The organism is Alcaligenes nematophilus, assembly GCF_026344155.1.
Lineage (GTDB): Bacteria > Pseudomonadota > Gammaproteobacteria > Burkholderiales > Burkholderiaceae_B > Alcaligenes > Alcaligenes phenolicus.
The window spans coordinates 62,171-84,534 of the sequence record NZ_JAPKMZ010000003.1; the positions used below are offsets into that span (position 1 = coordinate 62,171).

Below are 22,364 nucleotides of genomic sequence, written 5' to 3' on the forward strand. Positions count from 1 at the left end.
CAAGGTCTATCTGTTAAAGACGCACGAGCTCAAAAAAGCGGCAATCAAGGCCTGAAATTAATCATCAATCCTTGGTCTGACAGGTTCTGCACCTGCAATCGGGGATACAAGTCCTTTAGCAAAGCCAGAGCCGACAAGGGCTTGTCGGCAGGCAAGACAGCGCTGACCGTCAAACCTTCCATACCTTGCGGATTGATCTGTGTTTTGCCGGAGTACTGGCGGGTGATCTGCTCCAGAGCCTGCGTCAAAGGCACATGCTCCAGAAGCAACTGCCGCTGGTCCCAAGTGCGCATGACACGGCTTACATCGGTCTGGCGGTTCGCCCCCAGGCCTTGTGCATTGATCTGCACCTGATCGCCGGGCCCCAGTTCGCGAGCGGCTTGCGGGCCCTGGGGGCGCGGATAAGCCAGCACCCGAGAAGACAGCACCGTCAACAGCGTGCCTTGCGGCTGTTCCTGCACAATAAATTCAGTTCCCAAGGCTTGCGATACCGCCTGGCTGCTCAAGACCCGCAAGGGTCGATCCGGCTGCTTGGCTACCACCACCCGGACCTGCCCTTCCAGCAGCTCAATATCCCGGTACTGCTTGCTATACAAAATCTTGACCTGTGATGCTCCGGCCAACTCCAAACGAGTGCCATCCTCCAGCACCACACTGCGCCATTCTCCGGCAGCGGTCTGTACGGACTGATTGGACCAGGGCAATACAAAGGCCAGAATCGGCAAGATAAACACCACAGCCCAGAGCAGCAGCATCATGCCCTGACGCCAATCACGCAACAGCTTGGGACGCGCCGACAATCCTGCATCCAGCGCACTACGGCCAGGGGTGGTATTGGCCTGTACCGCCAGTTTTCTGACTCTGCCCAAGACCGCTTCCATACCTGCAGCCGCCGCTTCGTGACGCGGGTCCTGCGCACGCCAGGCCATGAATTCGGCTTGGGTCTGTTCGGTGAATTGTTCGGGATCAGACAAGAGCACAACCCATTGGGCGGCCTGTCGCTCTATTTCCTCGTTGGACATGAGGCTCAAGCTGGAATCAAGGTCTGAACATGGAGCAAAGCCTGCACCAGATCATTACGCACAGTGCGTTCGCTAACCCCCAAGCTCTTGGCCACGCTTGATTGCGTTTCCCCATCCAGATAGCAGCTCAGGAACACCATGCGAGCCCGCGCGGGCAACTCGTCCAAAGCCTGAGCCAACAAGGCCAGCGCCTCCAGGGTTTGGGCGCACTGCTCTGCCGAGGGTGCTTGCGCCCCTTCGGCCAAGGTCGCCTCCAAGGCTTCCAGATAGGCTTGCTCAACAGCCATGCGTCGGCTGCGATCAATTAACAGCCTTCTGGCCGTGGTAGCCAGAAACGCACGAGGATGACGTAAATGATGAACGGTAGAGGGGGCCAACAGCAGACGCACAAAGGTGTCCTGCACCAGATCTTCCGCCGTAAAGCTGCAATGCAGACGCGCGCGCAACCACCGCAACAACCAGCTACGGTGATCTTGATAGAAATCTCCCATCCCTATGGGCGCTGACGAATAGTCCATAGACCCTGATCAAACTAATCAATAATCATTCTCATTACAAAATTATGACATGAAAAGGCAGGGATTCTGATTGCGAGCGCCGCAAGCGTCGTCTGCTCACGACAGATCATCGATGAAAACAACTGTTCGCCCTGCAGGGCCGTAAAAAAAAGAAGTGCGTTCAGGCTGCAATCAAAAAGGCGGACATAGCTATAAAGCCATGCCCGCCCAACGATCTCTGCACAGATCATTGCCGCGGCGCCGGAGTACGCCCCGAATGTCAGGGGCATCTGCCAAGCTCTTACATCACAAAAGAAGGCAGTGTCAGCACGGCATGAGTGGGCTGGTAGCGAAAGCCTTCTACATCGTTCAGACGGGCTTTGGCACGACGGGACAGATGCTTGAGGACTTGGCTGCGCTCCACGGTGGGCAGTGTGGACAGTGCATTTTCGATGGTGCGACCGGACAGGTCGTTGAGTGCGTAAGCAAACTCGCGAGCGCCGTGGGTTTGCAGCAGCTCCAGCAGGTAGCCTTGACGCTGGCGGGATGCGGCCAGGCGCAGAGCGTCTTGCAGAGCGTTGTTGTGTGGGGCGGAACGGAACAGGTTGAGGCGGAACATAGCATTCTCCTTCGGACACAGGGGTCCAGAAAGAGTGCTCACCTCATCAGAGGGGCCCGCTTTGTGGTCCAGTGTCCAATTGACTGGTCATTAAGGAGGCTCGTCCTTTACAGGAACAAAGCCATAAAGAAGGATCAGGGTCCATTTACTTTTAAACGTGAGTAGTTAAAAAAGAAGGTGCAACGGTTTTTGCACCAACAGTATTTTCGCATCTGAGTGTGGGCTTGTCCGCCAGGCATTGGCACACTTTCCATCGCCTTGCAGACATCAAATTTATACTTAGGGATATGTCTCCTGAGCCGTCCCCACAAGCACTCAGCCCTGCCCGACCTTCCTGCGCCAGGGCCAGTGAGAACACGGACTCAGGTGCAGGAAACCGGCCATTTCATTAGAAGTGATGCGTCACACCCAAAGCCACACGGCTGCTACGCGGTTCGCTGGCACTGGCTGCCGTTTCCATATCAAAGCGACGTCCTTGAGCCGCAAAGGCATAGACGCTGGTTCGGGGCGACAAAGCATGCACGTAGCCCACAGACATCACCTGAATGCGACGTGCGCGCTCATCGGTATCCTCCCAGGTCCAGTTCGGACGGCCCAAAGACCATTGCAGCTGGAACTCGCCCTTGCCTACAGGAATCGCCGTGCCCACATACCAGGTGTCCAGTCGGCCACCGTTGATGAACTCCGCCGGGCCCAAGCCTTCCAAGCCCTTGTTTTGCAGATGGGCAGGACCATCATCACCATTCAGGCCCACAAAGCCATTGCTCTGACGGCTCCAGCCAGCTGCAAGGCGGGCTACCTCAAAGTCATAGCTCGCGCCCAATTGCCAGGCCGTAGGACGATGGGACTCGACACGACTCAAGCCCTCGTAACTGGCCCCCAACAGCCAGGGGCCGTCCTCGTAGCGCAAAGCGAGGCTATAGAGTTTGCTGCGAGACCCTCCCAGGCCCTGCTCGCCCACATCCGCGCTATAGCTGGCGCCTAACTGCATACCCGCCCATTCCGGGCTGCGCCAGCTGAACTGATTGGAGATCTGGTAGTTGTCCGAGGCACGCATCAAAGCGCCCATGCCAAAGTCTTTCCAGGAACCCACTTCAATGGCAGAGACAAATTCCTGGCCCACGGTGTACTGGCGTCCAAAACGCAGCTCGCCCCAGTTATCACTGCCCAGACCCAGCCAGCCCTGATAGTTGAACAGACGCCCGGAATCCTCGGCCCGGCCTGTGGCCAGATCAATACCGCTTTCCAGATTGAAGGTGGCGCGCAGCCCATCGCCCAGATCCTCATGGCCGCGAATCCCCCACAGCGAGTCCGTCTGCCCACCGCTTAATACGTCGCGCTGCGAGCCTTCACCGCTCACGCGAGTCCAACCCAAACCGGCATCCAAAGTGCCATAGAGCTGCACCGAGGTTTCAGCATGGCTGTGGCTGGGCATCATCAGCGCTCCTGCAAGACCAAACAGGGCCACGCCAGTTGCCAAAGAAGCGGCTTTGCTCAATTGAAAAGGACTGCACTCCAGCACACGACGCCAGCCGCAGGCCACAGGAACAGGTTCACGCATCAGAACTCCTAACAAGGTTTGATTACCCGTCGCCACCACCACACCTTGTGCGGTCCCGGCCACAACCCGGTCGCCCATGGCGCAAGTATCGGGTGCGGCCTGCAAAATGGCGCGGTTCAGAATCAGGTGATCCTGATGGATCAAGCGCAGATCCGCCGGCACGTAATCACCGGCAGACAACAGCACGATATCGCCAGTCACGAGCATACGAGCCGGCACGCGGGACTGGTGATCCCGTGCCAGATCGTACATGGTCAAATCGCGGCGCACCTGACAGGTTTGTTTTTTCATGGTCTGGACCACTTGAGTCAGATCAGCGGGGCTGGAACGCAGTACCCGTACTTGATTGGGGCCGTTCTGTATCAGACGGCGCAACACTTCATCAAAGGCCAGGCCATGGCGCTGGGTATTCAAGGCTTGCAACACTTGTGGCACGCTGCGGGTGGCGTAGTAGCTCAGCGCACAGTGGGCGCGGCGTACCAGACGCACCGGGCTCTGGTGTACGACGGCGCTGTGATCGGGATGGAAAAACCGGCTTGCATTCATGGATACCTCTACACATTGGTGCAGGGACGGCCACCCCGCTCTGAAAAGCTAAGGATGTGTTTACCGTCGCAGTGGAAAGACAAAAATCGCGAATTGATTCGGGTAGGAGTTAGCGCCTAACCGGGCCAGCACACAGCACTCCCCCTCAACGCAACGCGCCCGATTTCTTGATTGTCCAGATCGGTACCGCCGTCAACACCAACACGGTCACCAACTGCACCCACATGGTGCCCTCCCAAGATAACTCGGGCATGACATGGAAGTTCTGACCGTACCAGTTGATCAAGGCTGTACCGGGCACCAGCAAGGCCCACAGTACCGTAAAGACCTTGGTCACGTTCAGGTCGCTCATGGCCACGGACTCTCCGGCGGCACGCCAATGAAAACGCTGGCGTTCAATGGCGAAATGCGCACGGCGCTGCATGCCTTCAATGGCGGCAATCAGCTCGTCCACTCGGCTCAACTCCAGGCTTTTTTCCTGATACACCCAGCGGCGCAAGCGTTGTGCGGCCTGCTCCAGATCGTCAATGGAACGCATCACATGAGACAGCGGTTTGTGCAGAGTTGCCATATGGCTGTCCAGATCAATCATGTCCTCGGCACCGCGCGAATAGTCCGTGCCGACATTGGACAGAAAGCCGCGCAAGGACAGGGTCGAGACACTCAGGCCCTGATCAATACGGTCCAGCACTTGCGAGGTCTGCGCCAGCAATTGATACAGCAAAGTCAAAGCCAGGGCATGGGAGCTGGCCAAGGACATTTCCTGGGCACTCAAGCGCTCCAGAGCCTGGCCGGGACGCAGCAGACGATGGCCAGTTTCCACGGTATACAAAGGCTGATCGTCCTGCCCCAAACACCAGATCAGGTCAGACACCTGCATCTGTTCGTCACTCACTCGCACACAGCGTATGCGTGTGGCCATCCCCAGGCTGGCCTGGGCTTGTGGCAACAAATCCACGCGATACAACTTGCCCAGATCTTCCAGCGCCTGACGGTCAGGGGCCTGCAAGCGCCGCCAGGAAGCCATATCCTTGAAACGGGCCGTCATCGCATCCACCCTTTACGCTTTACATAGGCCAAGGGAGCCAAGGCAAATACGGCGGTCATGCCCATGACCAGCCACTCGCCACCGATAATTTCCAGCTCGGGCATATTGGCAAAGTTCTGGCCGTAAAACGCCGCGATCAGCGTAGGCGGCAAGAACACCGCAGTAACCACTGTAAAGACCTTGATCACCTGGTTCTGCTTCAAATCCAGCGTGGTCATCAAGGACTGCTGCAAGTTGCGGATCTTGTCGTGCTGAAAGCGGGCATAGCGACGCAAGCTTTGAATGTCGGAGAGCAACATGGACAGGTTCTCTGCGCTTTCGCCACCGGGCGTACGACGCAGCCAACGGCCTGCGCGAGCCAGCATCAATTGCCCTTCCACGGTTTTGGCGACCAGTTCCTCGGCCTCACCCAGGCCGATAGCGGTACTGGCAATATCCGCTACCCCGGCCTGACGGCCGGAGGTATCAAAGCCGCCACTGGCTGCCGCCACCGTATCGCTGCGCTCGTCCAGACGCCCGGCAATATCGGAAATCGTGGCACGAGCCTGGTCGTTCAGAGCCTGCAGGATCATGAACAGAATTGACGCGGGGCTGGGCGCAGCTTGTCCGGCCTCTGCCATGGCGTTCAACTGCTGGCTGACTCGCTCCAAGGTATCAACCCGCACGTCCTGCTCCACGCTGATCAGGCGGTCCTTGCTCAAGGCGAACAGCAGGCTGGTTTCGCGGTACTGCTGGCCCTGACGTATCACCATCTCCACGGGAATCAGAATAAAGCCCGCTTCTTCCGCGGCAGCACGGCCCCGTTTGACGCTCAGGTCCAGGCCCAGTTTGGCTTGCGCCTCGGCCAGTTCATCGTGCCGGCTGGCCGACAGCTGCAACCATGCCGTTTTTTGCCCGCGCTTGTCGCTCAGGCTGGACACCACCGCGCCCCCCTGTTTTTTTTCAGTCATGGCTTAGTCCTCACTTTGTACCTGTTCCGCTTCCGGGGAAACCATGTAGTGGCCATACAAATGCAGACCGGCAAAACTGCCCAGAATCAGGATGTACAGCACCACCACCGCAATCATGATTTCGCGCTCGATATGCGCGGTGCGTGGGCGGTTGGCACGCGCCCGGTCAATGGCCTGACGGCGCTGCTGGACGGCCGCGTTGGAGTCCGACTGCAGGCTCAAGTCTTCATTCCAAACCAGTCCGCGTAATTTATCCGAGCCTGCCGTTGCCACCTCGGTACTGCTTTTCAGTGTGTTCAACATACGAAATTCTTCCCATTCATTTAAGTATCAAAGGCAGCGCGCTCTAGCGCAGCCAGCCCCGGTGTTTCACATAGATCAGCGGCAACATGGAGAACAAGGCGGTGGAAATAATCCCCACTATCTCGGCGTGCTCCCATTGCAGAATCGGCATATAGGCAAAGTTCATGCTGTAGTAGGTTGAAATCAGCATGGCGGGCAGGAACACGGCGGTCACCACCGAGAACACTTTCACAATCTGGTTCTGCTTCACGTTCAGCGCCATATTGTTGGTGGTCTGCAAAAGGCGGACGCGGTCGTGCACAAAGTTCACCTGCTTTTCCACGGCCTCGATGTCGTCGATCAGGGTATGAAAAACAGGCTTCAGTTTTTCCTGATCTGCGGGTAAACGCGCCAGGGCATGACGAGCAGCCATGGCCAGCTGCAATTGGCTTTCCAGGCAGTCGGACAAGAGTTCTTCTACTTCGCTCAAATCCATCTGGGTGGAGACCACATCACTGACGCCAAAGTCCCGGTCCTTGGTTTCCAGGCTGTTGAGCACGGCGTTGGTCTGAGTCAGCACCTTGCCCAGATCGTGGCTCAGGGAGTCCAACAGTTCATCGGTGGCATCGTTAATGGATTGCAAAATCACCGCAAAGCTTTCAAAGGCATCGTTCTCGCGACCATCACGCTGCAAGCGCTGCAGGGCCTGGGCCAGTGGCTTGGGGCTGGGATCAGGTTCAATGGACACCAAGGCTTCGCGGCTCAGGATGAACACCACACGGCTGGCTTTCTTCTGACCCTTGTCCACGTTCAGAAACGTCACAGGCACAAAGCTGAAGGGGCCTTCCTGTGTGGGACTGTTCTGCAAGGTCTGTGGAATTTCCACGCCCAGCTTTTTACGAAGGCCACTGATCTGCTCGGTGGCATGGATGCTGATGCGCATCCAGTTATTGGGCTGGCCGTCGTTGCCAAAGAGCGGCGGCGTTTTACCTTGGTCCGTCATTGTTGATCTCCATCAGAACGGGTCTCTTGGGTGCTGGACGCATCGGGCGACGGCGTCGTGGTACCCATGTAAAAGCTGGAATGCGAGCCGGAGGTAGAACTGGTCCGGGTTTCCAGGTGCGAGTTGCTGAAAAACAGCCAGCTCACCACCACAATCAAAATGCCCCACGAAGACAGCAGCATGGAAAAGGACAGACGCTCGTAGCGCGACCAACGCTTGCGGCCCTTGAGCGGTGCAACACTGGGGCGACGCGCCGAGCGGGTCCAGACCTGGGCGGCCAGCGAGTTGTCCTGATACGGTTTGCTGCTCAAGGAAGAGGGAATGGTTTGCGGCATAGCACTCTTTTGGGTTGATGAAAGCCACAGCAGCCGTCCATGACGGTGCGAACCCCGCATGGGCTGGTCTGCTGTGACAGGTTGAACAGAAAAGGGGTAGGGTCCAGTGCTCAAGAGCGCTGGGGCTGGCGATACTCACGCAGCCAGTCCTGCGTGCCGTAGCGGTGCGGGAACAGGGTGAACAGGCTGGGCGACGGGCCATGAGTGCGGCGGCGACCCAAATGCCCTACTCGCACGCCGGTATGCATGGCGTTGTAGACCTGACTACGATCAAACGCGGGAAGCATGGCCAGAACATCGGCGCGGACACGAGCCGAAAGCTCGGGCAAGGCCTGGGCAAAAGCCAGGGTGCCGTGCGAGGCCAGCAAGTCGCACACGGCGACAGGACGGTAAGTGGCGACAGCCATACGCAAAGCGCGCTGCAAGCTATCGTGAGGGCGGGAAAACAGCATGAGATTCTCCTGGGCACACGGCCACAGAAGCACCCCACACGTCTTAGACCGTGAGGAACCTGGAGCCGGTGCTCAATTCGCAATGGGGTTTCATGCGGACATGAAACGCGGGGCGCAACGCAAATGTGCGTCTTTCAGATTCAGGGTCAGGGCCCAAGAACGTGCTCCTTTAACAATCAAACAATGTCAATCGAACTCAAGCCCCAGGTACATCAGCACCTAGGGCTTGTGTCCGAGCGATAAAACAGAAAGAACGCATGAAATCTACGGATTCCTCAAGAAAAATCCCGTTCTTGAGGAACAACAGAATTTTCGCATCGCAACTCTGGCAGGGCCAGCCTGCATTGGGGCCTTGCGCATGGCCTTAAACATAAGGCGAATATGCCAAGGTATATATTTGCCACAGCCACAGGCCAATCAGGCTCGCATCCGTGGCCAGCCCCCTGCCCGAGCCAAATCCCTACCGCACACCAGCAAGCCGGCATACGGGTTTTCCTGCGGGCACCGGCCAAATGGATTATTCTTGCAGTGTTTGCCCAGCAAAAAACCAATTCTTTATCCGTCAACAAAGACGGATGCGCAACAAAGCACCACCATGACCCAAACAGTGAACAACGATCCCTTTATCCTGGCCGGAACCAGCTACCAATCCCGGCTATTGGTAGGCACCGGTAAATACAAAGATTTTGATGAAACTCGTCAGGCTATTGAAGCCAGTGGCGCTGAAATTGTGACGGTGGCCATTCGCCGCACCAATATCGGCCAGAACGCCAACGAGCCCAATCTGCTCGATTACCTGCCCCCCTCCAAATACACCCTGCTGCCCAACACCGCGGGTTGCTATACCGCCGAGGACGCCGTGCGTACCTTGCGTCTGGCCCGCGAACTGCTGGACGGCCACAAACTGGTCAAACTGGAAGTGCTGGGCGACTCCGGCAATCTGTTCCCCAATATGCCCGAAACCTTGAAAGCCGCCAAAACCCTGGTGGATGAAGGCTTTGATGTGATGGTGTATTGCGCCGACGATCCTATCCAGGCCCGTATGCTGGAAGACATTGGCTGTGTAGCCATCATGCCCTTGGCCTCCCTGATCGGTTCGGGCATGGGCATCATCAACCCCTGGAACCTGCGCCTGATCATCGATCAGAGCAAGGTGCCTGTGCTGGTCGATGCCGGTGTCGGTACAGCCTCGGATGCGGCTATTGCCATGGAACTGGGCTGTGATGGTGTCCTGATGAACACCGCCATTGCCGGTGCCCGCCAGCCTGTGATGATGGCCAGCGCCATGAACCTGGCTGTACAAGCCGGTCGTCAGGCTTATCTGGCTGGCCGTGTGCCCCGCAAATACTACGATGCCGACCCCAGCTCCCCCACCGAAGGGCTGATTCACTCCCGTACCTGATTGAGACATGATTCCCAACACGCTGACCATTGCCGGGGTTGACCCCTCCGGCGGCGCCGGTATTCTGGCTGATGTCAAAGCCATGAGCGCCCTGGGTGCTTATGCCACCGCTGTGATTGCCGCTTTGACGGCACAAAATACTCAAGGGGTAACCGGTATCAGCCCGGTTCCTGCCGACTTTGTGCGCCAGCAGCTTGATACGCTGTTTGCCGATGTGCGCATTGATGGTGTCAAGATCGGCATGTTGGGCCAGGAGGCCGTCACCACCGTGGTGGCCGAGCGCATGGCTCACTTCAAACCCAGGCATCTGGTGCTGGACCCGGTAATGATCGCCAAAAGCGGCGATCATCTGCTGGAAAAGTCGGCCGTCCATGCCCTGCGTGAACAGTTAGTGCCCCAGTGCACCATGATCACGCCCAATCTGCCCGAAGCCGGTGTCCTGCTGGACGCCCGCCCGGTAGAAACCGTCAAGGAAATGCGTCAGGCTGCCGAGCGCCTGCGTCGCCTGATGAATCACAGCGATCAACGCTGGGTCTTCCTGAAAGGCGGTCACCTGCCCGGTTCGGACTGCATAGACCTGCTGCACGATGGCGACAAGATGATCGAAATGCCCGCCAAACGTATTGATACTGCCAATACGCACGGCACCGGCTGCACCTTGTCGGCTGCGCTGGCCGCCCTGCTACCCCAATACAGCAATGTGCCTGACGCTGCTCTGGCTGCCAAAAAGTACTTGTACGAAGCCATTGCCCGTTCGGGTGAACTGACAGTAGGCAGCGGACACGGTCCGGTGCATCACTTCCATAAACTGTGGCCATCGTCCTGATACGTGCCGTTTGATCGGGCCGCTTGAAGGCCCCTGTCTTATGTCTACACTTGGAATTATTGTCGCCATGCGCGAAGAGCTGGAGATTGTGCTGGAGCGCTTGCAAGAGCCCCAGACCATCCAGCGCGCCGGCATGGATTTTCATCGCGGCAGCTATCTGGGCAAGCCCGTTGTGGCCGTGGTTTGCGGCGTGGGCAAGGTCAACGCCGCCGCCTGCACCCAGATGCTGATCTCGGAATTTGCCGTGGGCAGCATTATCAATATCGGCATTGCGGGTGCGGTTGAGCCCAGCATCCGGCCGGGCGATATCGTCATTGCCGATACCCTGGTCCAGCACGATGTGGAACTGAAAGCCCTGGGTCTGGCGCCGGGACAGGTTTTCCGTCTGGATACCTTCGATTTCCCCGCTGACCCCGCCCTGCTGACCGTGGCTCAAACCGCCGCCCAGCAGATCGAAGGCCACCAGGTCCATACGGGCCGAATTGTTACCGGCGACCAATTCATCGCATGTAACGATAAAATACGGTGGTTAAGCGCCACCTTCAACGCTTTAGCCTGCGAAATGGAAAGTGGCGCCATTGCCCAGGTGTGCTATCTGAACAAGGTACCTTTTGTCTGCATACGCAGTATTTCAGACAATGCCAACAGTGAAGCGCACATGGATTTTGATACCTTCTTGCCCATTGCCGTCAACAACGCCAGCACCTTGCTCCATGCAATGGTGCCGTCCTGCTAAGCCCAACTGCGCATCTTTATCGATGTGCTGGCTTATAATCGGCTCTTTGCCAAGCCTTTAGTTTTCTGGAAGCTATGAACCATTTTGCGCTGTCTGAACTCGAACGTGCCCGTTACTACATGGTGGAACAACAAATCCGTCCCTGGAACGTATCCGACGAAAAAGTGCTGCAAGCATTGGTCGAGGTCCAGCGCGAACGCTTTGTTCCCTCGTCCTTGCGCCCTTCGGCCTTTTCGGACACCGAGCTGCCACTGATCATCAATGCCGTGGACACGCACGAGACCATGCTCTCGCCCAAAGTCGAAGCCCGTCTGGCTCAAGAACTGCTGCTGCAGCCTAGCGACGGTGTGCTCGAAATTGGTACCGGCTCGGGCTACCAGGCTGCTTTGCTGGCTCACCTGTCCCAACAAGTTACCTCCATTGAAATTGACAGCAAACTGGCCGCTTTCGCCCAGGAAAACCTGCAGCGCAACAATGTGCGCAACGTCAAGGTTGAAGTGGGTGACGCACACGCAGGCTGGGGCACCACCGAATACGACGCCATTCTGGTCACCGGCTCCGTGCCCACCATTCCTGATGCTTTGAAGTACCAGCTCTGTATCGGCGGCCGTCTGGTTGTCGTGGTCGGTCAAAACCCGGTCATGACGGCTGTACGTATTACTCGCACCAGCGCGGCCAGCTTCGAGACTACGCCCCTGTTCGACACCTGGATCAAACCTTTGCGCGGCACCGCCGTTTCGCAATTCCGCTTTTAAGCACATATGCGGTTCATGACTCCCTTGCGCCTGGCATTGCTTTCGCTGCTTGCCTTAAGTAGCACCGCCCAGTCGCAAGATCTGCTGCAGGCCTGGAACCAGGCCCTGGCACATGAACCGCAGTTTGGCGCTGCGCAAGCTGCGCATCAAGCCGATCAGGAACAAGTACCCCAAAGCCGGGCACAACTGTTGCCACAGATCAGCGCCATCGGCACAGCCGAACTACAAGAGCGTCGTCAAACCAGCAAGCTGTCCAATCAGCATTCCAGTGACCGAGCTGCCTGGACCTTGACACTGAGCCAACCCGTGTACAACCGTAATGCCTGGGCCCGTTACGAACGTGCCCAATTACTGGCGCAGGGTGCGGATATTCAACTGACGCTGGATCGGCAAGATTTGATGCTGCGTGTCAGCCAAAGCTATTTTGATGTGCTGGCTGCGCAAGATACGCTGTCCACCCTGAAAGCCCAGCAAGCCGCCATTGACGAGCAATTGCGCGCTGCTGATCAGAACTTTCAGCTGGGTGGCACCACGATTACCGATTCCTACGAAGCCAAATCGCGCCTGGACCTGACCCGGGCTGGCGTCTTGCAGGCTGAAAATGCCTTGCAAGTGGCTCAGGACAAGCTGGCTGCGCTGACGCTGGAGCGTTATGACACGCTGGCGCGCCTGCGTGAGCCTTTGCGTCTTCCCGCCCCGCAACCTGCGAATTTGCAAGACTGGCTGGATCAGTCCAGCCAGTCCGGCTTGACCGTGGCACTGGCTGATATCAAGGCCCGTGCTGCCGAAGAGCAGTTGAAAAGCACCCAGGCCCTGCACGAACCCACCCTGGCCCTGAAAGCCCAAACCGGCAGCGGTAGCGACCAGACTCTGTTTGGCCAAGCGGGCGGTGGCCCACGTTCGCTGAACAGCGCTTTAGGTCTGGAGTTAAGCATCCCGATTTTCCGTGGTGGTGAAACCAGCTCGCAAGTACGCGAACAAAGCTCGCGCCTGCAACAGGCCCGCTACGATCATCAGTTCGCTATTCAGCAATCCATCCAGCAGACGCGCCAGTACTTCTCTGGCGTCACCACAGGCCTGGTCCGTGTGCAGGCACTGGAAGCAGCCACCAAATCCAGTCAGGACGCCCTGGAGGCCAACAAACTGGCTTACGAGGTCGGTGTACGTGTAAACATCGATGTACTCAATGCCCAGCAGCAGTTGTATGAAGCGCAACGCAGCTTGGCCCAAGCGCGTTACGAAGTTCTGATGAACAGCCTGCGCCTGAAAGCAGCCAGCGGCACCTTGAACGAAAACGATCTGCGTGCTGTCAACGATCTGCTTGAACCGGCATCCTGAAGCCTGCGCTGGCAAAAAATACAGACTAGGCACCGCAATCTGGCCTTTAAAGCGAGACCTCTCCAGCCAGATTTAATATCTCCGAAATATGCTCAATATCTGCCTCTGAGACAGACACGCCAAGCAAGCCCGATCAAGCAAGAGGGTCACATCAAACCTGGTCCGAGCACTGACAGTGGCATTAGCAACCCGGTCTGGCTTGGGCCCAATGCCCCGGCATATCTCAAACGCCATGCAATCCTGGGCATCAGCAGAACCTCGAGCTCACGACTTAGAAGCAAAAAAAATCCCGGACCAAGCCGGGATTCAACACATCAATTTGTCCTGCGCTTTTAGTCGCGCAGCTTCTTGACCAGTGCTGTCGTGGAACGCTGGAACTCGAAGGGAATTGCGACAGCATCACCACCCCAGCTACGCACCAAGGCCGTTTCAGGCAAGGCTTCCATATCGTAGTCACCACCCTTGACGATCAGGTCCGGGCGCAGTGCTGCGATCAGGGCTTCGGGCGTATCCTCGTCAAACAAGACCACCGCATCCACGCAGGCCAGCGCAGCCAGCAAGGCAGCGCGATCCTGCTCGGGATTGATGGGGCGCTCCGGCCCCTTGTTCAGACGGCGCACCGAGGCATCGGTATTCACACCGACAATCAGCGAGGCACCCAATTGGGCAGCCTCGTCCAGGTAGCTGACATGCCCACGGTGCAAAATATCAAACACACCGTTGGTAAAGACCAGCGGGCGCGCCAGGCGCCCCTGCTCCACCGCTTCACGCAAGGCATCCAGACCCATCACCTTGGCCTCGAAACGTGCGCTCATATCAAGCCTGCACCAGCGTCGAATCAGAGCCGACCTGACGTGCCAGATCCTTGCGGTAGCGGTTCAATTCCTGCACGGTCTCGAACGAGCTCCCCATCAGCAGCGACATATTGTGCAAGATGCGCGAGCTGACCTTGTGCTCCCATTCCTTGTCGAAACGAATCTGCGTATCCAGCCAGTTTTCCAGCCAACCGGGCGATGGCAGCTTGGACTGCACGGTATCTTCCGGGAACATGGCTTTGTTCACGTGCAAGTTGGTGGGATGCAGCGCCTGAGCGGTGCGATGGGCCGAAGCCATCAGAACGCCAATCTTGGAGAAAGCCAGACGGGCTTGCAGGCCAAATTCCTGGCCCTTGTGCACCAGGGCACGCTTCATGTAGCGCAAGTAAGCACCGGCGTGACGAGCCTCGTCCTGAGCCACGATCTTGTAGATGGCCTTGATCACCGGCTCGGTATGCCAGTCGGCAGCACGGCGGTACCAGTGGTTCAGGCGCACTTCGCCGCAAAAGTGCAGCATCAGCGTTTCCATGGCCGGGGCCGGATCGAAGTCAAAACGCACCTTGTGCAGTTCTTCTTCGGTAGGCATCAGCTCGGGGCGGAAACGGCGCAGGTATTCGATCAGAACCAGCGAGTGCTTTTGTTCTTCAAAGAACCACACGGACATAAAAGCGCAAAAATCGCTGTCATCTTTATTGTCACGCAGGAACATTTCGGTAGCAGGCAAGGCTGCCCACTCGGTAATGGCGTTCATTTTGATGGTGTAGGCTTGCTCGTCTGTAAGCTTGCTGCCATCAAAGTCATCCCACGGTATGTCATGCGCAAAATTCCAGCGCACCGCTTCCATGGATTTAAATAAGTCATGGTAAAGCATAACGATTCCTAAAAAGAATCAAGCGGTTCCTTGAGGGCGGCCATTCACCGTCCGGAAGGCGCCGGAAAGCGCCAGCTTAGCAATCAGCTGGCGGACCTGCGTCTATCGTAGAACCTGCAGTTATCAGAAATATGTCAGCCACAAAAAAACTGACGCGTTGCGGGGTCGTCACACTTATCGCCCCACCAAAGCCCAGATGGCCACCCCGACCGCAACCGCCAATACAGCACATAAGGCAGTCAATAATCGGTTGGTCTGCTGCTGCGACTGGCGCAGCAGCTTGAGTTCCTGGTTCAACGCCTGCCCTGTCTCTGGCCTATTCAAAGCGGAATACACCAGACGCGGAAGCTGCGGCATGATCTGGGCCCACTGCCCTGCTTCCTGTTTCAAACGCGAATAAAAGCCCGATGGACCAATACGCTGGTACATCCACTTTTCCAGATAAGGTTTGGCGGTATCCCACAGATCCAGCTCCGGATCCAGGTCCCGCCCCATCCCTTCCACATTCAGAAGGGTTTTCTGCAGCAGCACCAGCTGCGGCTGAATTTCTACATTGAACCGGCGCGAGGTCTGGAACAGGCGCAACAGCACTTGCCCCAGCGAGATCTCGGACAAGGGCCGATCAAAATACGGTTCACATACCGCGCGTACCGAGCCTTCCAGCTCCTCTTCACGGGTTTCAGGTGGCACCCAGCCGGACTCGATGTGCAATTGAGCCACCCGGCGGTAATCGCGCCGGAAGAAAGCCAGGAAGTTTTGCGCCAGATAGTTTTTGTCGAACTCGGACAGCGAACCCACAATGCCAAAGTCCAGGGCAATATAACGGCCCAAGCTCTCCGGTGCATCCGAGACATAAATATTGCCGGGGTGCATGTCGGCATGGAAAAAACCGTCGGTAAACACCTGGGTGAAGAAAATCTCCACCCCTTTGCGGGCCAGATCCTTCAAATCCACATTGGCGGCGCGCAGGCGATCAATCTGGTTGACCGGGATGCCCTTCATGCGGTCCATGGTGAACACGGTCGAGGCGCAATAGTCCCAATGCACTTCAGGCACGATCAACAGCTGGGTACGCTCTACATCTTTGGTGAAGTTGCGGCGTAGCTGACTGCAGTTGGAGGCTTCGCGAATCAGGTCCAGCTCGTCGTTCAGGTACTTGTCGAACTCGGCCACCACTTCGCGCGGTTTCAGGCGACGGGCATCCGGGCCCAGCCGTTCCATGAACGCAGCCAGCACGCGCATCAGACGCAAGTCTTTATGGATGACCTCGCGCATGCCAGGGCGCAACACCTTCACGGCTACTTCGCGGCCATTATGCAGCTCGGCAAAGTGAACCTGCGCAATCGACGCCGAAGCGATGGGTTCGCGATCAAACTTCTGGAACAGCTCGTAAGGCGAAGCACCCAGGGCCTTCTGAATTGTGGCTTCCGCCACCTCCGAAGGGAATGGCGGCACGCGGTCCTGCAGCAACGCCAGTTGCTCGGCAATATCCAGCGGGATCAAATCCCGGCGAGTGGAGAGCACCTGGCCGAATTTAACGAAGATGGGCCCCAGACTTTCCAGGGCCAGCCGTAAACGTACGCCACGTGGCAGCTTGGGTTTGCGACCCAGGCGCACAATGCGCAACATGCGCGATGCCCAAGGGTGGCGGATGCTCGATAGCACCAGCTCGTCCAGGCGATAACGGAATACAACCAGTAAAATGGTCAGCAGACGACACAAGGAGAACATGCTCAGGACTCCCGCCGACGCGCGTCAAGACGTTTCAAACGCTGGTCCAGTTCGTCCAGGCGTTGGACCAAACCAGCCGATTGCTCGCGCATCCGTTCCAGTTCGGGGCGGGTAACCAGCAAGGCGCTTTCTTCAGTCAGGTATTCGCTGGCATTACCAGCCAGACGCTGGCCCAGATCCCTCAACCCGGAAAAGGCCCGGCGCGCCCCGCTGAACAGGCGCACGGCCATGACATCCCCCACGATTTTGGCCAGATCGTGCTCGGCATCCCAGCGCAGATTGGCCGCCAGGTCCGACACCAGATTGGCCAGCCCGGCCTCGCCTTGAACATGCATTAACTGGGCGACACGGCTGAAATCGCCGTCTTGAAGGATTTGTGGCAGTTCAGGCAGCTTGTCCTGAGGCAGTGTCAACGTGACATCCGGCACGACGGCAGGATGGCCCTGCTCCAGCTTTCCTTGAGAGCTGATGGTGTAGACCAGTTGCAAACGGCCCACAATCAGCGACACGGTTTTACCTGCATGGCTGCGCAAACGCTCACGCGCCCAATCCTCGCGATCAAGCAAGGCATTGAGCAAACGCACGCCCACGGCGCCAGGTTCTAGGAATGAAGGGATACCAAGCATGTCCATGCAAGTCTACTGCCGGGGCGAGTAAACCAGTCCAATTAAAACAGCCAGTTTAACCCGACACAGACACGGCCGGATGTACAGGGCGACAGGAACACGGGCAGATGGGATCACAGCGAAACGGGAGCGCTCATAACAGAACAGCCGCCTGGGTAAGAAGGCGGCTGTCTGTATAGATAGAGATCAAGCGTTGGGGTCAACCGGGATCTGCTGAATACCAGCCAGCAGCCAGCCTGCGCCGTCGGCCTTGAACAGATTCCAGACTTCCTCAAAGCGGAAAGCCTCTGCACCCACTTCTTCACGCAGCATACCGGAGTAGCGCACGCTGGCCAGGTGGCCGTCGGCTACTTTTTCGATACCCAGCAGCTCTGCATTGAGCAGTACCACTTGAGTCACGTTCTCGCCTTGGCGCTGAGCGATTTGAGGAGCGGCTTCCTTGAGCAGGTCGTCGGTCAGGAAGGTACGCAGTTGTTCCACGTCGCCCTTGTCCCACAGTTTCTGGATTTCCACGAACTGGGTCTTGGCATTGGCCAGGAACGTAGGCGTGTCAAAATCACCGGGGATGAACCAGCTTTCGTCTACTGGCGGCGCTGGAACAGCGGCGGCAGCAGCGGGCTGAGCAGCTGGAGCGGCAGCAGGCATAGGTGCTGGCGCAGCTTGGGGCTGCTTCCATGGGCTAGGAGCAGGATCAGCATTGCGCATCATGGACTGACCACCGGCTTGTTGCATGGCAGGACGAGCGGCCGAGCCACGCAGACGACGCACGATGAACAAAACGGCGAAGATCACCAGACCGATCAGCAAGAGGCTGGACATCATTTCCAGGAAAGCACCGCCCAGACCCATGCTGGACAGCAAGGCGGCAATACCCAGACCAGCGGCGATGCCGGCGATCGGGCCCAGGAAGCGGGACATGCCCGACTTGGCAGCGGTACCAGCCGCAGCCGTACCGGCAGCAGCGGCACCCGCAGCAGGCGTAGCCGAGCGAGTCGCGTTATTCGCTGCAGCAGGAGGCGTCGCTGCCGAGCGGTTGCTGGTGATGTTGGAGGATTGGCGGCCAAAACTGGAGCCACCACCCATGCGTCGTGCTTCCGCATCATAAGAAACGGTCAGCAAGGCGCCGGTGCTAAAAGCCAATACAGCGGCCATGAAATAACGAGAAAGCCGTCCAGACATAGTCACAAACTCCTGACCAGAACAAGCGTTTAACACACAGGGTTTTGACGCCCCCGGCCATGCCATCCCAGTCGATTATTCAAGAAAACTTACGATAAGCTGAACATTAACATGACAAGTTCTCATGCACCATGTTTTTTTTACCGTTCATTACAGACAAAAAACGAACGGCACCTGAAGGTGCCGCTGTTATTAGAAAGAGGATACACCCGGCATCAATCCAGGCGGATGCCTTCGTGCAGCGCGGCCACGCCGGCTGTCAGATTGAAATACTGCACGCGCTCCAGGCCCACTTCGCGCATCATGTCGGCCAGGGTTTCCTGATCGGGGTGCATGCGAATGGATTCAGCCAGATAGCGGTAGCTTTCCTCGTCCTTGGCCACAAACTTGCCAATACGGGGCAGGATATTGAAGGAATACCAGTCATACGGGGCCTGCAAGGGCTTGGCCACGCGGGAAAACTCCAGCACCAGCAATTTGCCGCCCGGACGCAACACCCGCTTCATTTCAGCCAGCGCGCGGTCTTTGTGCGTCATATTGCGCAAACCAAAGGCCACCGAGACACGATCAAAATAGCCATCAGGAAAAGGCAGGTGCTCGGCATCACAGACCGTAACGGGCGTGATGATGCCCTTGTCCTGCAGACGATCACGACCCACGCGCAGCATGGAGCTATTGATATCGGTATGCCAGACCTCGCCGTCCGCACCAGCCTGACGCGCAAAAGTCTTGGTCAAATCACCCGTACCCGCGGCAATATCCAGCACTTTCATGCCGGGACGCACTGCTGCGCGACCGATCGTGAAGGCTTTCCAGATACGGTGCAGGCCGCCCGACATCAGATCGTTCATAATGTCGTAGTTGTTAGCCACCGAATGAAAAACCTGGGCTACTTTGCCCGCTTTTTCGTTTTCGGCCACGGTTTGAAAACCGAAGTGCGTATCGGCGTTCTGGGCGGAGGAGGTTTGAGGACGCTGTTTTTCCATAGTGCATAATCGTAACGCAGATTTCCCGGTACAGAAACGAAAATCCGGCTCGCTGAGTGCTCCCCTTTTTTACACGTTCACAAACCTGAAACATTAACGCCATATGATGGCGCTATTACGTGCAGTCAGGGATTTGAAGCGCCTGCCGTATTGCCCTTGAGCCGCCTGATGGCAACAGCAGGCCCCGCGCCCAAGCACAATACAGACAGCCAGCCTGACCCTCTATTATTTTTTATCGGACCAGTCTGAAGCTAACAATGAGTACAAGCATATTAGTCGTGGAAGATGAGCCTGCGATCCAGGAACTGATCTCTGTCAATCTGTCTTTTGCCGGCCATAAAGTGCTGCGCGCCTTCGATGCCGAACAAGCCCAGATCCTCATTCGCGCGGAACTGCCTGATTTGATTCTGGTGGACTGGATGCTGCCCGGCTCCTCGGGCATCAATCTGGCCCGCAAACTGCGCTCGGACGAACGTACCCGTCATATTCCGGTCATCATGCTGACCGCCAAAGGCTCGGAACAGGACAAGGTCGATGGCCTGGAAGCCGGTGCGGACGATTACATCACCAAGCCTTTCTCGCCCAAAGAACTGATTGCCCGCATCAAGGCCGTGTTGCGCCGCCGCGCTCCCCAGCTAACTGACGATGTGATCTCCATTGGCAACCTGCAGCTGGACCCCAGCACGCACCGTCTGTCCAGCCAGGGCATGGCGCTGACCATCGGGCCTACCGAGTTCCGTCTGCTGCATTTTTTCATGACGCACACCGAACGCGTATTCACCCGCTCCCAGTTGCTGGATCAGGTCTGGGGCGACCACGTATTTGTGGAAGAACGCACGGTAGACGTGCACATTCGTCGCTTGCGCAAGGCGCTGGAGCCTAGCGGACACGACAAACATATTGAAACGATTCGTGGCTCGGGCTATCGTTTTGCCCTTTCCCCACTGGAAAAGGCTCCAAGCGCCTGATCCCATGTTCAGCATATTCACGTCTATTGTTATCTGGGCCCTGTTGGGCAGCCTGATTGGCTGGTGGCTCGGGCCATTCATCGGCCTGGCCTTGTTTTGTGGCGGCCTGTTGATGCTGGTTGTCATCAGCACCTTGCAGTTGTCCCGCGTTGAGCGCTGGACCCGCAACCTGAACGATCCCCCACCGCCCGCTGTCGGCCCCTGGGACGCCATCCTGGCTCCCATCTATCGCCAATTGCGCCGCGACCGGCAGGAAATTCAGGACCTGAATCGTTACGTAGACGGCATCATGATGGCCGCCGAGGCCCTGCCCGACGGTGCCATTACCCTGAATGGGGAGATGGAACTGCAATGGTGCAACCAGACCGCCTGTGAGCACATAGGCCTGAATCTGGCCACGGACCGCCATCACAGCATCTTCAATATCCTGCGCGAACCTGAGTTTTCTCGTTACGCCCGTCAGCCTCAATGGGATGGCCCTTTGCTGCTACATCTGAGCAAAGACGGACGTGAGCGCTCCTTGCTGCTGCAATTAACCCCTTATGGCCTGGGCCAGTTCCTGATCGTGACGCGTGATGTCACCCAGGTGGAAATGCTGGAGACCACCCGCAAGGACTTTGTGGCCAATGTCTCCCATGAACTGCGCACACCACTTACCGTCTTGCTGGGTTTTCTGGAAACCCTGCAGGACATGCCGCCCGAAAGCCTGCCTTTGGAACAGCGTCAACGCTACGAGCAGATGATGCTGGAGCAGACCCGCCACATGCAGTCGATTGTGTCCGACTTGCTGACCTTATCCACGCTGGAATCCTCACCCACAGTGGAAGGGGAGACAGTACAGGTCAGCCAGTTGATTGAAAGCGCGCTGAAACAAGGCGAGGCTATTTCTGGCGGCCAACACAGCTTTGTCACAGATCTGGACCCTCACATTGCCATTCAGGGCATGGAAACCGAACTGAGCTCGGCTGTCTCCAACCTGATTACCAACGCGGTGCGCTATACCCCAAAGGATGGCACCATCACCGTGCGCTGGTATCTGAATGACAATGGTGAGGCCTGTTATTCGGTGCAAGACACGGGCATCGGTATTGCCGCCCAGGATATTCCCCGCCTGACCGAACGCTTTTACCGCGTAGACAAGGGCCGTTCCCGCTCCACTGGCGGTACGGGTCTGGGCCTGGCCATCACCAAACACATCATCGTGCGACATAACGCCGACCTGCAAATCCAGAGCCGTCTGGGTGTGGGCAGCGTGTTTATGTTGCGTTTCCCCAAGAGCCGGGTTCGACTCCAGGACAGCTAGAACATGTGGGGCCATATTGGCCCTACAATAAATGGCTCTGAAGACCACGTTGGCGGCCTTATGCCGCACAGGAGCCAAGCATGTCCCATACCAACGAGCTGCGCCCTTTCCACCTGGCTTTTCCGGTCCATGATCTGGCCGTTGCACGCCAGTTCTACGGACAGACACTGGGCTGTCCCGAAGGCCGATCCTCGGATCAGTGGATTGACTTCAACTTCTACGGCCACCAGATCGTGGCTCATCTGGCCCCTTCAGAGTGTGGCAGCAACGCCACCAGCGCGGTGGATGCCCATAATGTGCCCGTGCGCCACTTTGGCGTCGTGCTGGACATGCCCACCTGGCAGACCCTGGCTGACAAGCTGGTTGCCGCTGGCACCAAATTCGTTATCGAACCTTATATCCGTTTCAAGGGCGAGCCCGGCGAACAGGCCACCATGTTCTTCATGGACCCTTCGGGCAACGCCCTGGAGTTCAAGGCCTTCAATAGCCTGGATTCGCTTTTCGCCAAATAAA

Annotated in this window: 25 protein-coding genes; 8 read left to right on the forward strand and 17 right to left on the reverse strand. The window is 57.5% G+C overall.

The genetic code is table 11. The features are described from left to right. Nucleotides 1-44: 44 nt before the first annotated feature. From OSH04_RS09010 to OSH04_RS09060, 11 genes are all read right to left on the reverse strand, one after another. The gene (locus tag OSH04_RS09010) at nucleotides 45-1,022 is read right to left on the reverse strand and encodes a FecR family protein (RefSeq protein WP_035270357.1); all 978 of its coding nucleotides are present in this window, start codon (nucleotides 1,020-1,022) and stop codon (nucleotides 45-47) included. A gap of 5 nt (nucleotides 1,023-1,027) precedes the next feature. Further along, nucleotides 1,028-1,540 (reverse strand): sigma-70 family RNA polymerase sigma factor, encoded by a 513-nt coding sequence (locus OSH04_RS09015; protein ID WP_035270353.1) that lies wholly within the window; start codon nucleotides 1,538-1,540, stop codon nucleotides 1,028-1,030. A 14-nt stretch (nucleotides 1,541-1,554) separates the two neighbouring features. Next, complete coding sequence (locus tag OSH04_RS09020) at nucleotides 1,555-1,809, reverse strand: hypothetical protein (RefSeq protein WP_266108299.1); 255 nt, start codon at nucleotides 1,807-1,809, stop codon at nucleotides 1,555-1,557. An 11-nt stretch (nucleotides 1,810-1,820) separates the two neighbouring features. Then, the gene (locus OSH04_RS09025; RefSeq protein WP_009458715.1) at nucleotides 1,821-2,138 is read right to left on the reverse strand and encodes a hypothetical protein; all 318 of its coding nucleotides are present in this window, start codon (nucleotides 2,136-2,138) and stop codon (nucleotides 1,821-1,823) included. 388 nt (nucleotides 2,139-2,526) lie between these two features. Further along, entirely contained in the window at nucleotides 2,527-4,245 is a 1,719-nt protein-coding gene (locus tag OSH04_RS09030; RefSeq protein WP_266108300.1) for a porin, read from the reverse strand. Nucleotides 4,246-4,390: 145 nt separating this feature from the next. Further along, the gene (locus OSH04_RS09035; RefSeq protein WP_266108301.1) at nucleotides 4,391-5,293 is read right to left on the reverse strand and encodes a CorA family divalent cation transporter; all 903 of its coding nucleotides are present in this window, start codon (nucleotides 5,291-5,293) and stop codon (nucleotides 4,391-4,393) included. Then, complete coding sequence (locus OSH04_RS09040) at nucleotides 5,290-6,243, reverse strand: magnesium transporter CorA family protein (protein ID WP_009458711.1); 954 nt, start codon at nucleotides 6,241-6,243, stop codon at nucleotides 5,290-5,292. The genes OSH04_RS09035 and OSH04_RS09040 overlap by 4 nt, the downstream gene beginning before the upstream one ends. A 3-nt stretch (nucleotides 6,244-6,246) precedes the next feature. Then, complete coding sequence (locus tag OSH04_RS09045; protein WP_009458709.1) at nucleotides 6,247-6,546, reverse strand: hypothetical protein; 300 nt, start codon at nucleotides 6,544-6,546, stop codon at nucleotides 6,247-6,249. A gap of 43 nt (nucleotides 6,547-6,589) precedes the next feature. Continuing rightward, nucleotides 6,590-7,528, reverse strand: coding sequence for a CorA family divalent cation transporter (locus OSH04_RS09050; RefSeq protein ID WP_009458707.1), 939 nt, complete (start codon nucleotides 7,526-7,528; stop codon nucleotides 6,590-6,592). Further along, nucleotides 7,525-7,863: a hypothetical protein gene (locus tag OSH04_RS09055; RefSeq protein ID WP_179136473.1), complete on the reverse strand. Its 339-nt coding sequence runs from the start codon at nucleotides 7,861-7,863 to the stop codon at nucleotides 7,525-7,527. The genes OSH04_RS09050 and OSH04_RS09055 overlap by 4 nt, the downstream gene beginning before the upstream one ends. A 110-nt stretch (nucleotides 7,864-7,973) precedes the next feature. Further along, a complete protein-coding gene (locus OSH04_RS09060; RefSeq protein WP_052159301.1) occupies nucleotides 7,974-8,315 on the reverse strand; it encodes a hypothetical protein in 342 nt (113 codons plus the stop codon). A 595-nt stretch (nucleotides 8,316-8,910) separates the two neighbouring features. On the opposite strand from OSH04_RS09060, the gene OSH04_RS09065 reads away from it, so the two are divergent. The 5 genes from OSH04_RS09065 to OSH04_RS09085 all read left to right on the forward strand — a co-directional run bounded on the left by OSH04_RS09065 (nucleotide 8,911) and on the right by OSH04_RS09085 (nucleotide 13,372). Next, nucleotides 8,911-9,717: a thiazole synthase gene (locus tag OSH04_RS09065; protein WP_009458704.1), complete on the forward strand. Its 807-nt coding sequence runs from the start codon at nucleotides 8,911-8,913 to the stop codon at nucleotides 9,715-9,717. A 7-nt stretch (nucleotides 9,718-9,724) separates the two neighbouring features. After that, nucleotides 9,725-10,543 (forward strand): bifunctional hydroxymethylpyrimidine kinase/phosphomethylpyrimidine kinase, encoded by an 819-nt coding sequence (gene thiD, locus OSH04_RS09070; RefSeq protein ID WP_266108303.1) that lies wholly within the window; start codon nucleotides 9,725-9,727, stop codon nucleotides 10,541-10,543. A 40-nt stretch (nucleotides 10,544-10,583) separates the two neighbouring features. After that, nucleotides 10,584-11,279 (forward strand): 5'-methylthioadenosine/adenosylhomocysteine nucleosidase, encoded by a 696-nt coding sequence (locus OSH04_RS09075; RefSeq protein ID WP_266108304.1) that lies wholly within the window; start codon nucleotides 10,584-10,586, stop codon nucleotides 11,277-11,279. A 74-nt stretch (nucleotides 11,280-11,353) separates the two neighbouring features. Next, nucleotides 11,354-12,034: a protein-L-isoaspartate O-methyltransferase family protein gene (locus OSH04_RS09080; RefSeq protein WP_035270341.1), complete on the forward strand. Its 681-nt coding sequence runs from the start codon at nucleotides 11,354-11,356 to the stop codon at nucleotides 12,032-12,034. A 15-nt stretch (nucleotides 12,035-12,049) separates the two neighbouring features. Next, nucleotides 12,050-13,372 (forward strand): TolC family outer membrane protein, encoded by a 1,323-nt coding sequence (locus OSH04_RS09085; RefSeq protein ID WP_266108305.1) that lies wholly within the window; start codon nucleotides 12,050-12,052, stop codon nucleotides 13,370-13,372. A 332-nt stretch (nucleotides 13,373-13,704) separates the two neighbouring features. On the opposite strand, the gene rfaE2 is transcribed toward OSH04_RS09085, so the two are convergent. The 6 genes from rfaE2 to ubiE form a co-directional block, all read right to left on the reverse strand. Beyond that, nucleotides 13,705-14,187, reverse strand: coding sequence for a D-glycero-beta-D-manno-heptose 1-phosphate adenylyltransferase (gene rfaE2, locus OSH04_RS09090; protein WP_009458698.1), 483 nt, complete (start codon nucleotides 14,185-14,187; stop codon nucleotides 13,705-13,707). Nucleotide 14,188: 1 nt separating this feature from the next. Further along, on the reverse strand, nucleotides 14,189-15,058 hold the full coding sequence (locus tag OSH04_RS09095) for a ferritin (protein WP_026484472.1): 870 nt from the start codon (nucleotides 15,056-15,058) through the stop codon (nucleotides 14,189-14,191). A 174-nt stretch (nucleotides 15,059-15,232) separates the two neighbouring features. Continuing rightward, the gene (gene ubiB / locus OSH04_RS09100) at nucleotides 15,233-16,789 is read right to left on the reverse strand and encodes a ubiquinone biosynthesis regulatory protein kinase UbiB (RefSeq protein WP_022983639.1); all 1,557 of its coding nucleotides are present in this window, start codon (nucleotides 16,787-16,789) and stop codon (nucleotides 15,233-15,235) included. Nucleotides 16,790-16,791: 2 nt separating this feature from the next. After that, on the reverse strand, nucleotides 16,792-17,421 hold the full coding sequence (locus OSH04_RS09105; RefSeq protein ID WP_026484474.1) for a ubiquinone biosynthesis accessory factor UbiJ: 630 nt from the start codon (nucleotides 17,419-17,421) through the stop codon (nucleotides 16,792-16,794). A gap of 180 nt (nucleotides 17,422-17,601) precedes the next feature. Further along, nucleotides 17,602-18,594, reverse strand: a complete 993-nt coding sequence (locus OSH04_RS09110) for a Tim44 domain-containing protein (RefSeq protein WP_026484475.1) — start codon at nucleotides 18,592-18,594, stop codon at nucleotides 17,602-17,604. 215 nt (nucleotides 18,595-18,809) lie between these two features. Continuing rightward, a complete protein-coding gene (ubiE, locus tag OSH04_RS09115) occupies nucleotides 18,810-19,580 on the reverse strand; it encodes a bifunctional demethylmenaquinone methyltransferase/2-methoxy-6-polyprenyl-1,4-benzoquinol methylase UbiE (RefSeq protein ID WP_026484476.1) in 771 nt (256 codons plus the stop codon). Between the two features lie 257 nt (nucleotides 19,581-19,837). Here ubiE and phoB point away from each other — a divergent pair, with 257 nt between their 5' ends. The 3 genes from phoB to OSH04_RS09130 all read left to right on the forward strand — a co-directional run bounded on the left by phoB (nucleotide 19,838) and on the right by OSH04_RS09130 (nucleotide 22,363). Continuing rightward, entirely contained in the window at nucleotides 19,838-20,548 is a 711-nt protein-coding gene (gene phoB / locus OSH04_RS09120; RefSeq protein ID WP_042486659.1) for a phosphate regulon transcriptional regulator PhoB, read from the forward strand. Nucleotides 20,549-20,552: 4 nt separating this feature from the next. Further along, nucleotides 20,553-21,851, forward strand: a complete 1,299-nt coding sequence (phoR, locus tag OSH04_RS09125; protein WP_266108306.1) for a phosphate regulon sensor histidine kinase PhoR — start codon at nucleotides 20,553-20,555, stop codon at nucleotides 21,849-21,851. Nucleotides 21,852-21,931: 80 nt separating this feature from the next. After that, complete coding sequence (locus tag OSH04_RS09130) at nucleotides 21,932-22,363, forward strand: VOC family protein (RefSeq protein WP_022983640.1); 432 nt, start codon at nucleotides 21,932-21,934, stop codon at nucleotides 22,361-22,363. Nucleotide 22,364: the final 1 nt, after the last annotated feature.

Bases quoted from the DNA above. Each gene is read 5' to 3' on its own strand.
- rfaE2 (WP_009458698.1), bottom strand. From the start codon at position 14,187: ATGAGCGCACGTTTCGAGGCCAAGGTGATGGGTCTGGATGCCTTGCGT.
- OSH04_RS09075 (WP_266108304.1), top strand. From the start codon at position 10,584: ATGTCTACACTTGGAATTATTGTCGCCATGCGCGAAGAGCTGGAGATT.
- ubiE (WP_026484476.1), bottom strand. From the start codon at position 19,580: ATGGAAAAACAGCGTCCTCAAACCTCCTCCGCCCAGAACGCCGATACG.
- OSH04_RS09020 (WP_266108299.1), bottom strand. From the start codon at position 1,809: ATGCCCCTGACATTCGGGGCGTACTCCGGCGCCGCGGCAATGATCTGT.
- OSH04_RS09045 (WP_009458709.1), bottom strand. From the start codon at position 6,546: ATGTTGAACACACTGAAAAGCAGTACCGAGGTGGCAACGGCAGGCTCG.
- OSH04_RS09085 (WP_266108305.1), top strand. From the start codon at position 12,050: ATGACTCCCTTGCGCCTGGCATTGCTTTCGCTGCTTGCCTTAAGTAGC.
- OSH04_RS09110 (WP_026484475.1), bottom strand. From the start codon at position 18,594: ATGTCTGGACGGCTTTCTCGTTATTTCATGGCCGCTGTATTGGCTTTT.
- OSH04_RS09040 (WP_009458711.1), bottom strand. From the start codon at position 6,243: ATGACTGAAAAAAAACAGGGGGGCGCGGTGGTGTCCAGCCTGAGCGAC.
- OSH04_RS09105 (WP_026484474.1), bottom strand. From the start codon at position 17,421: ATGGACATGCTTGGTATCCCTTCATTCCTAGAACCTGGCGCCGTGGGC.
- OSH04_RS09080 (WP_035270341.1), top strand. From the start codon at position 11,354: ATGAACCATTTTGCGCTGTCTGAACTCGAACGTGCCCGTTACTACATG.
- phoR (WP_266108306.1), top strand. From the start codon at position 20,553: ATGTTCAGCATATTCACGTCTATTGTTATCTGGGCCCTGTTGGGCAGC.
- OSH04_RS09055 (WP_179136473.1), bottom strand. From the start codon at position 7,863: ATGCCGCAAACCATTCCCTCTTCCTTGAGCAGCAAACCGTATCAGGAC.
- OSH04_RS09060 (WP_052159301.1), bottom strand. From the start codon at position 8,315: ATGCTGTTTTCCCGCCCTCACGATAGCTTGCAGCGCGCTTTGCGTATG.
- OSH04_RS09035 (WP_266108301.1), bottom strand. From the start codon at position 5,293: ATGACGGCCCGTTTCAAGGATATGGCTTCCTGGCGGCGCTTGCAGGCC.
- OSH04_RS09025 (WP_009458715.1), bottom strand. From the start codon at position 2,138: ATGTTCCGCCTCAACCTGTTCCGTTCCGCCCCACACAACAACGCTCTG.
- OSH04_RS09030 (WP_266108300.1), bottom strand. From the start codon at position 4,245: ATGAATGCAAGCCGGTTTTTCCATCCCGATCACAGCGCCGTCGTACAC.
- thiD (WP_266108303.1), top strand. From the start codon at position 9,725: ATGATTCCCAACACGCTGACCATTGCCGGGGTTGACCCCTCCGGCGGC.
- OSH04_RS09095 (WP_026484472.1), bottom strand. From the start codon at position 15,058: ATGCTTTACCATGACTTATTTAAATCCATGGAAGCGGTGCGCTGGAAT.
- OSH04_RS09130 (WP_022983640.1), top strand. From the start codon at position 21,932: ATGTCCCATACCAACGAGCTGCGCCCTTTCCACCTGGCTTTTCCGGTC.
- phoB (WP_042486659.1), top strand. From the start codon at position 19,838: ATGAGTACAAGCATATTAGTCGTGGAAGATGAGCCTGCGATCCAGGAA.
- OSH04_RS09010 (WP_035270357.1), bottom strand. From the start codon at position 1,022: ATGTCCAACGAGGAAATAGAGCGACAGGCCGCCCAATGGGTTGTGCTC.
- OSH04_RS09050 (WP_009458707.1), bottom strand. From the start codon at position 7,528: ATGACGGACCAAGGTAAAACGCCGCCGCTCTTTGGCAACGACGGCCAG.
- ubiB (WP_022983639.1), bottom strand. From the start codon at position 16,789: ATGTTCTCCTTGTGTCGTCTGCTGACCATTTTACTGGTTGTATTCCGT.
- OSH04_RS09015 (WP_035270353.1), bottom strand. From the start codon at position 1,540: ATGGACTATTCGTCAGCGCCCATAGGGATGGGAGATTTCTATCAAGAT.
- OSH04_RS09065 (WP_009458704.1), top strand. From the start codon at position 8,911: ATGACCCAAACAGTGAACAACGATCCCTTTATCCTGGCCGGAACCAGC.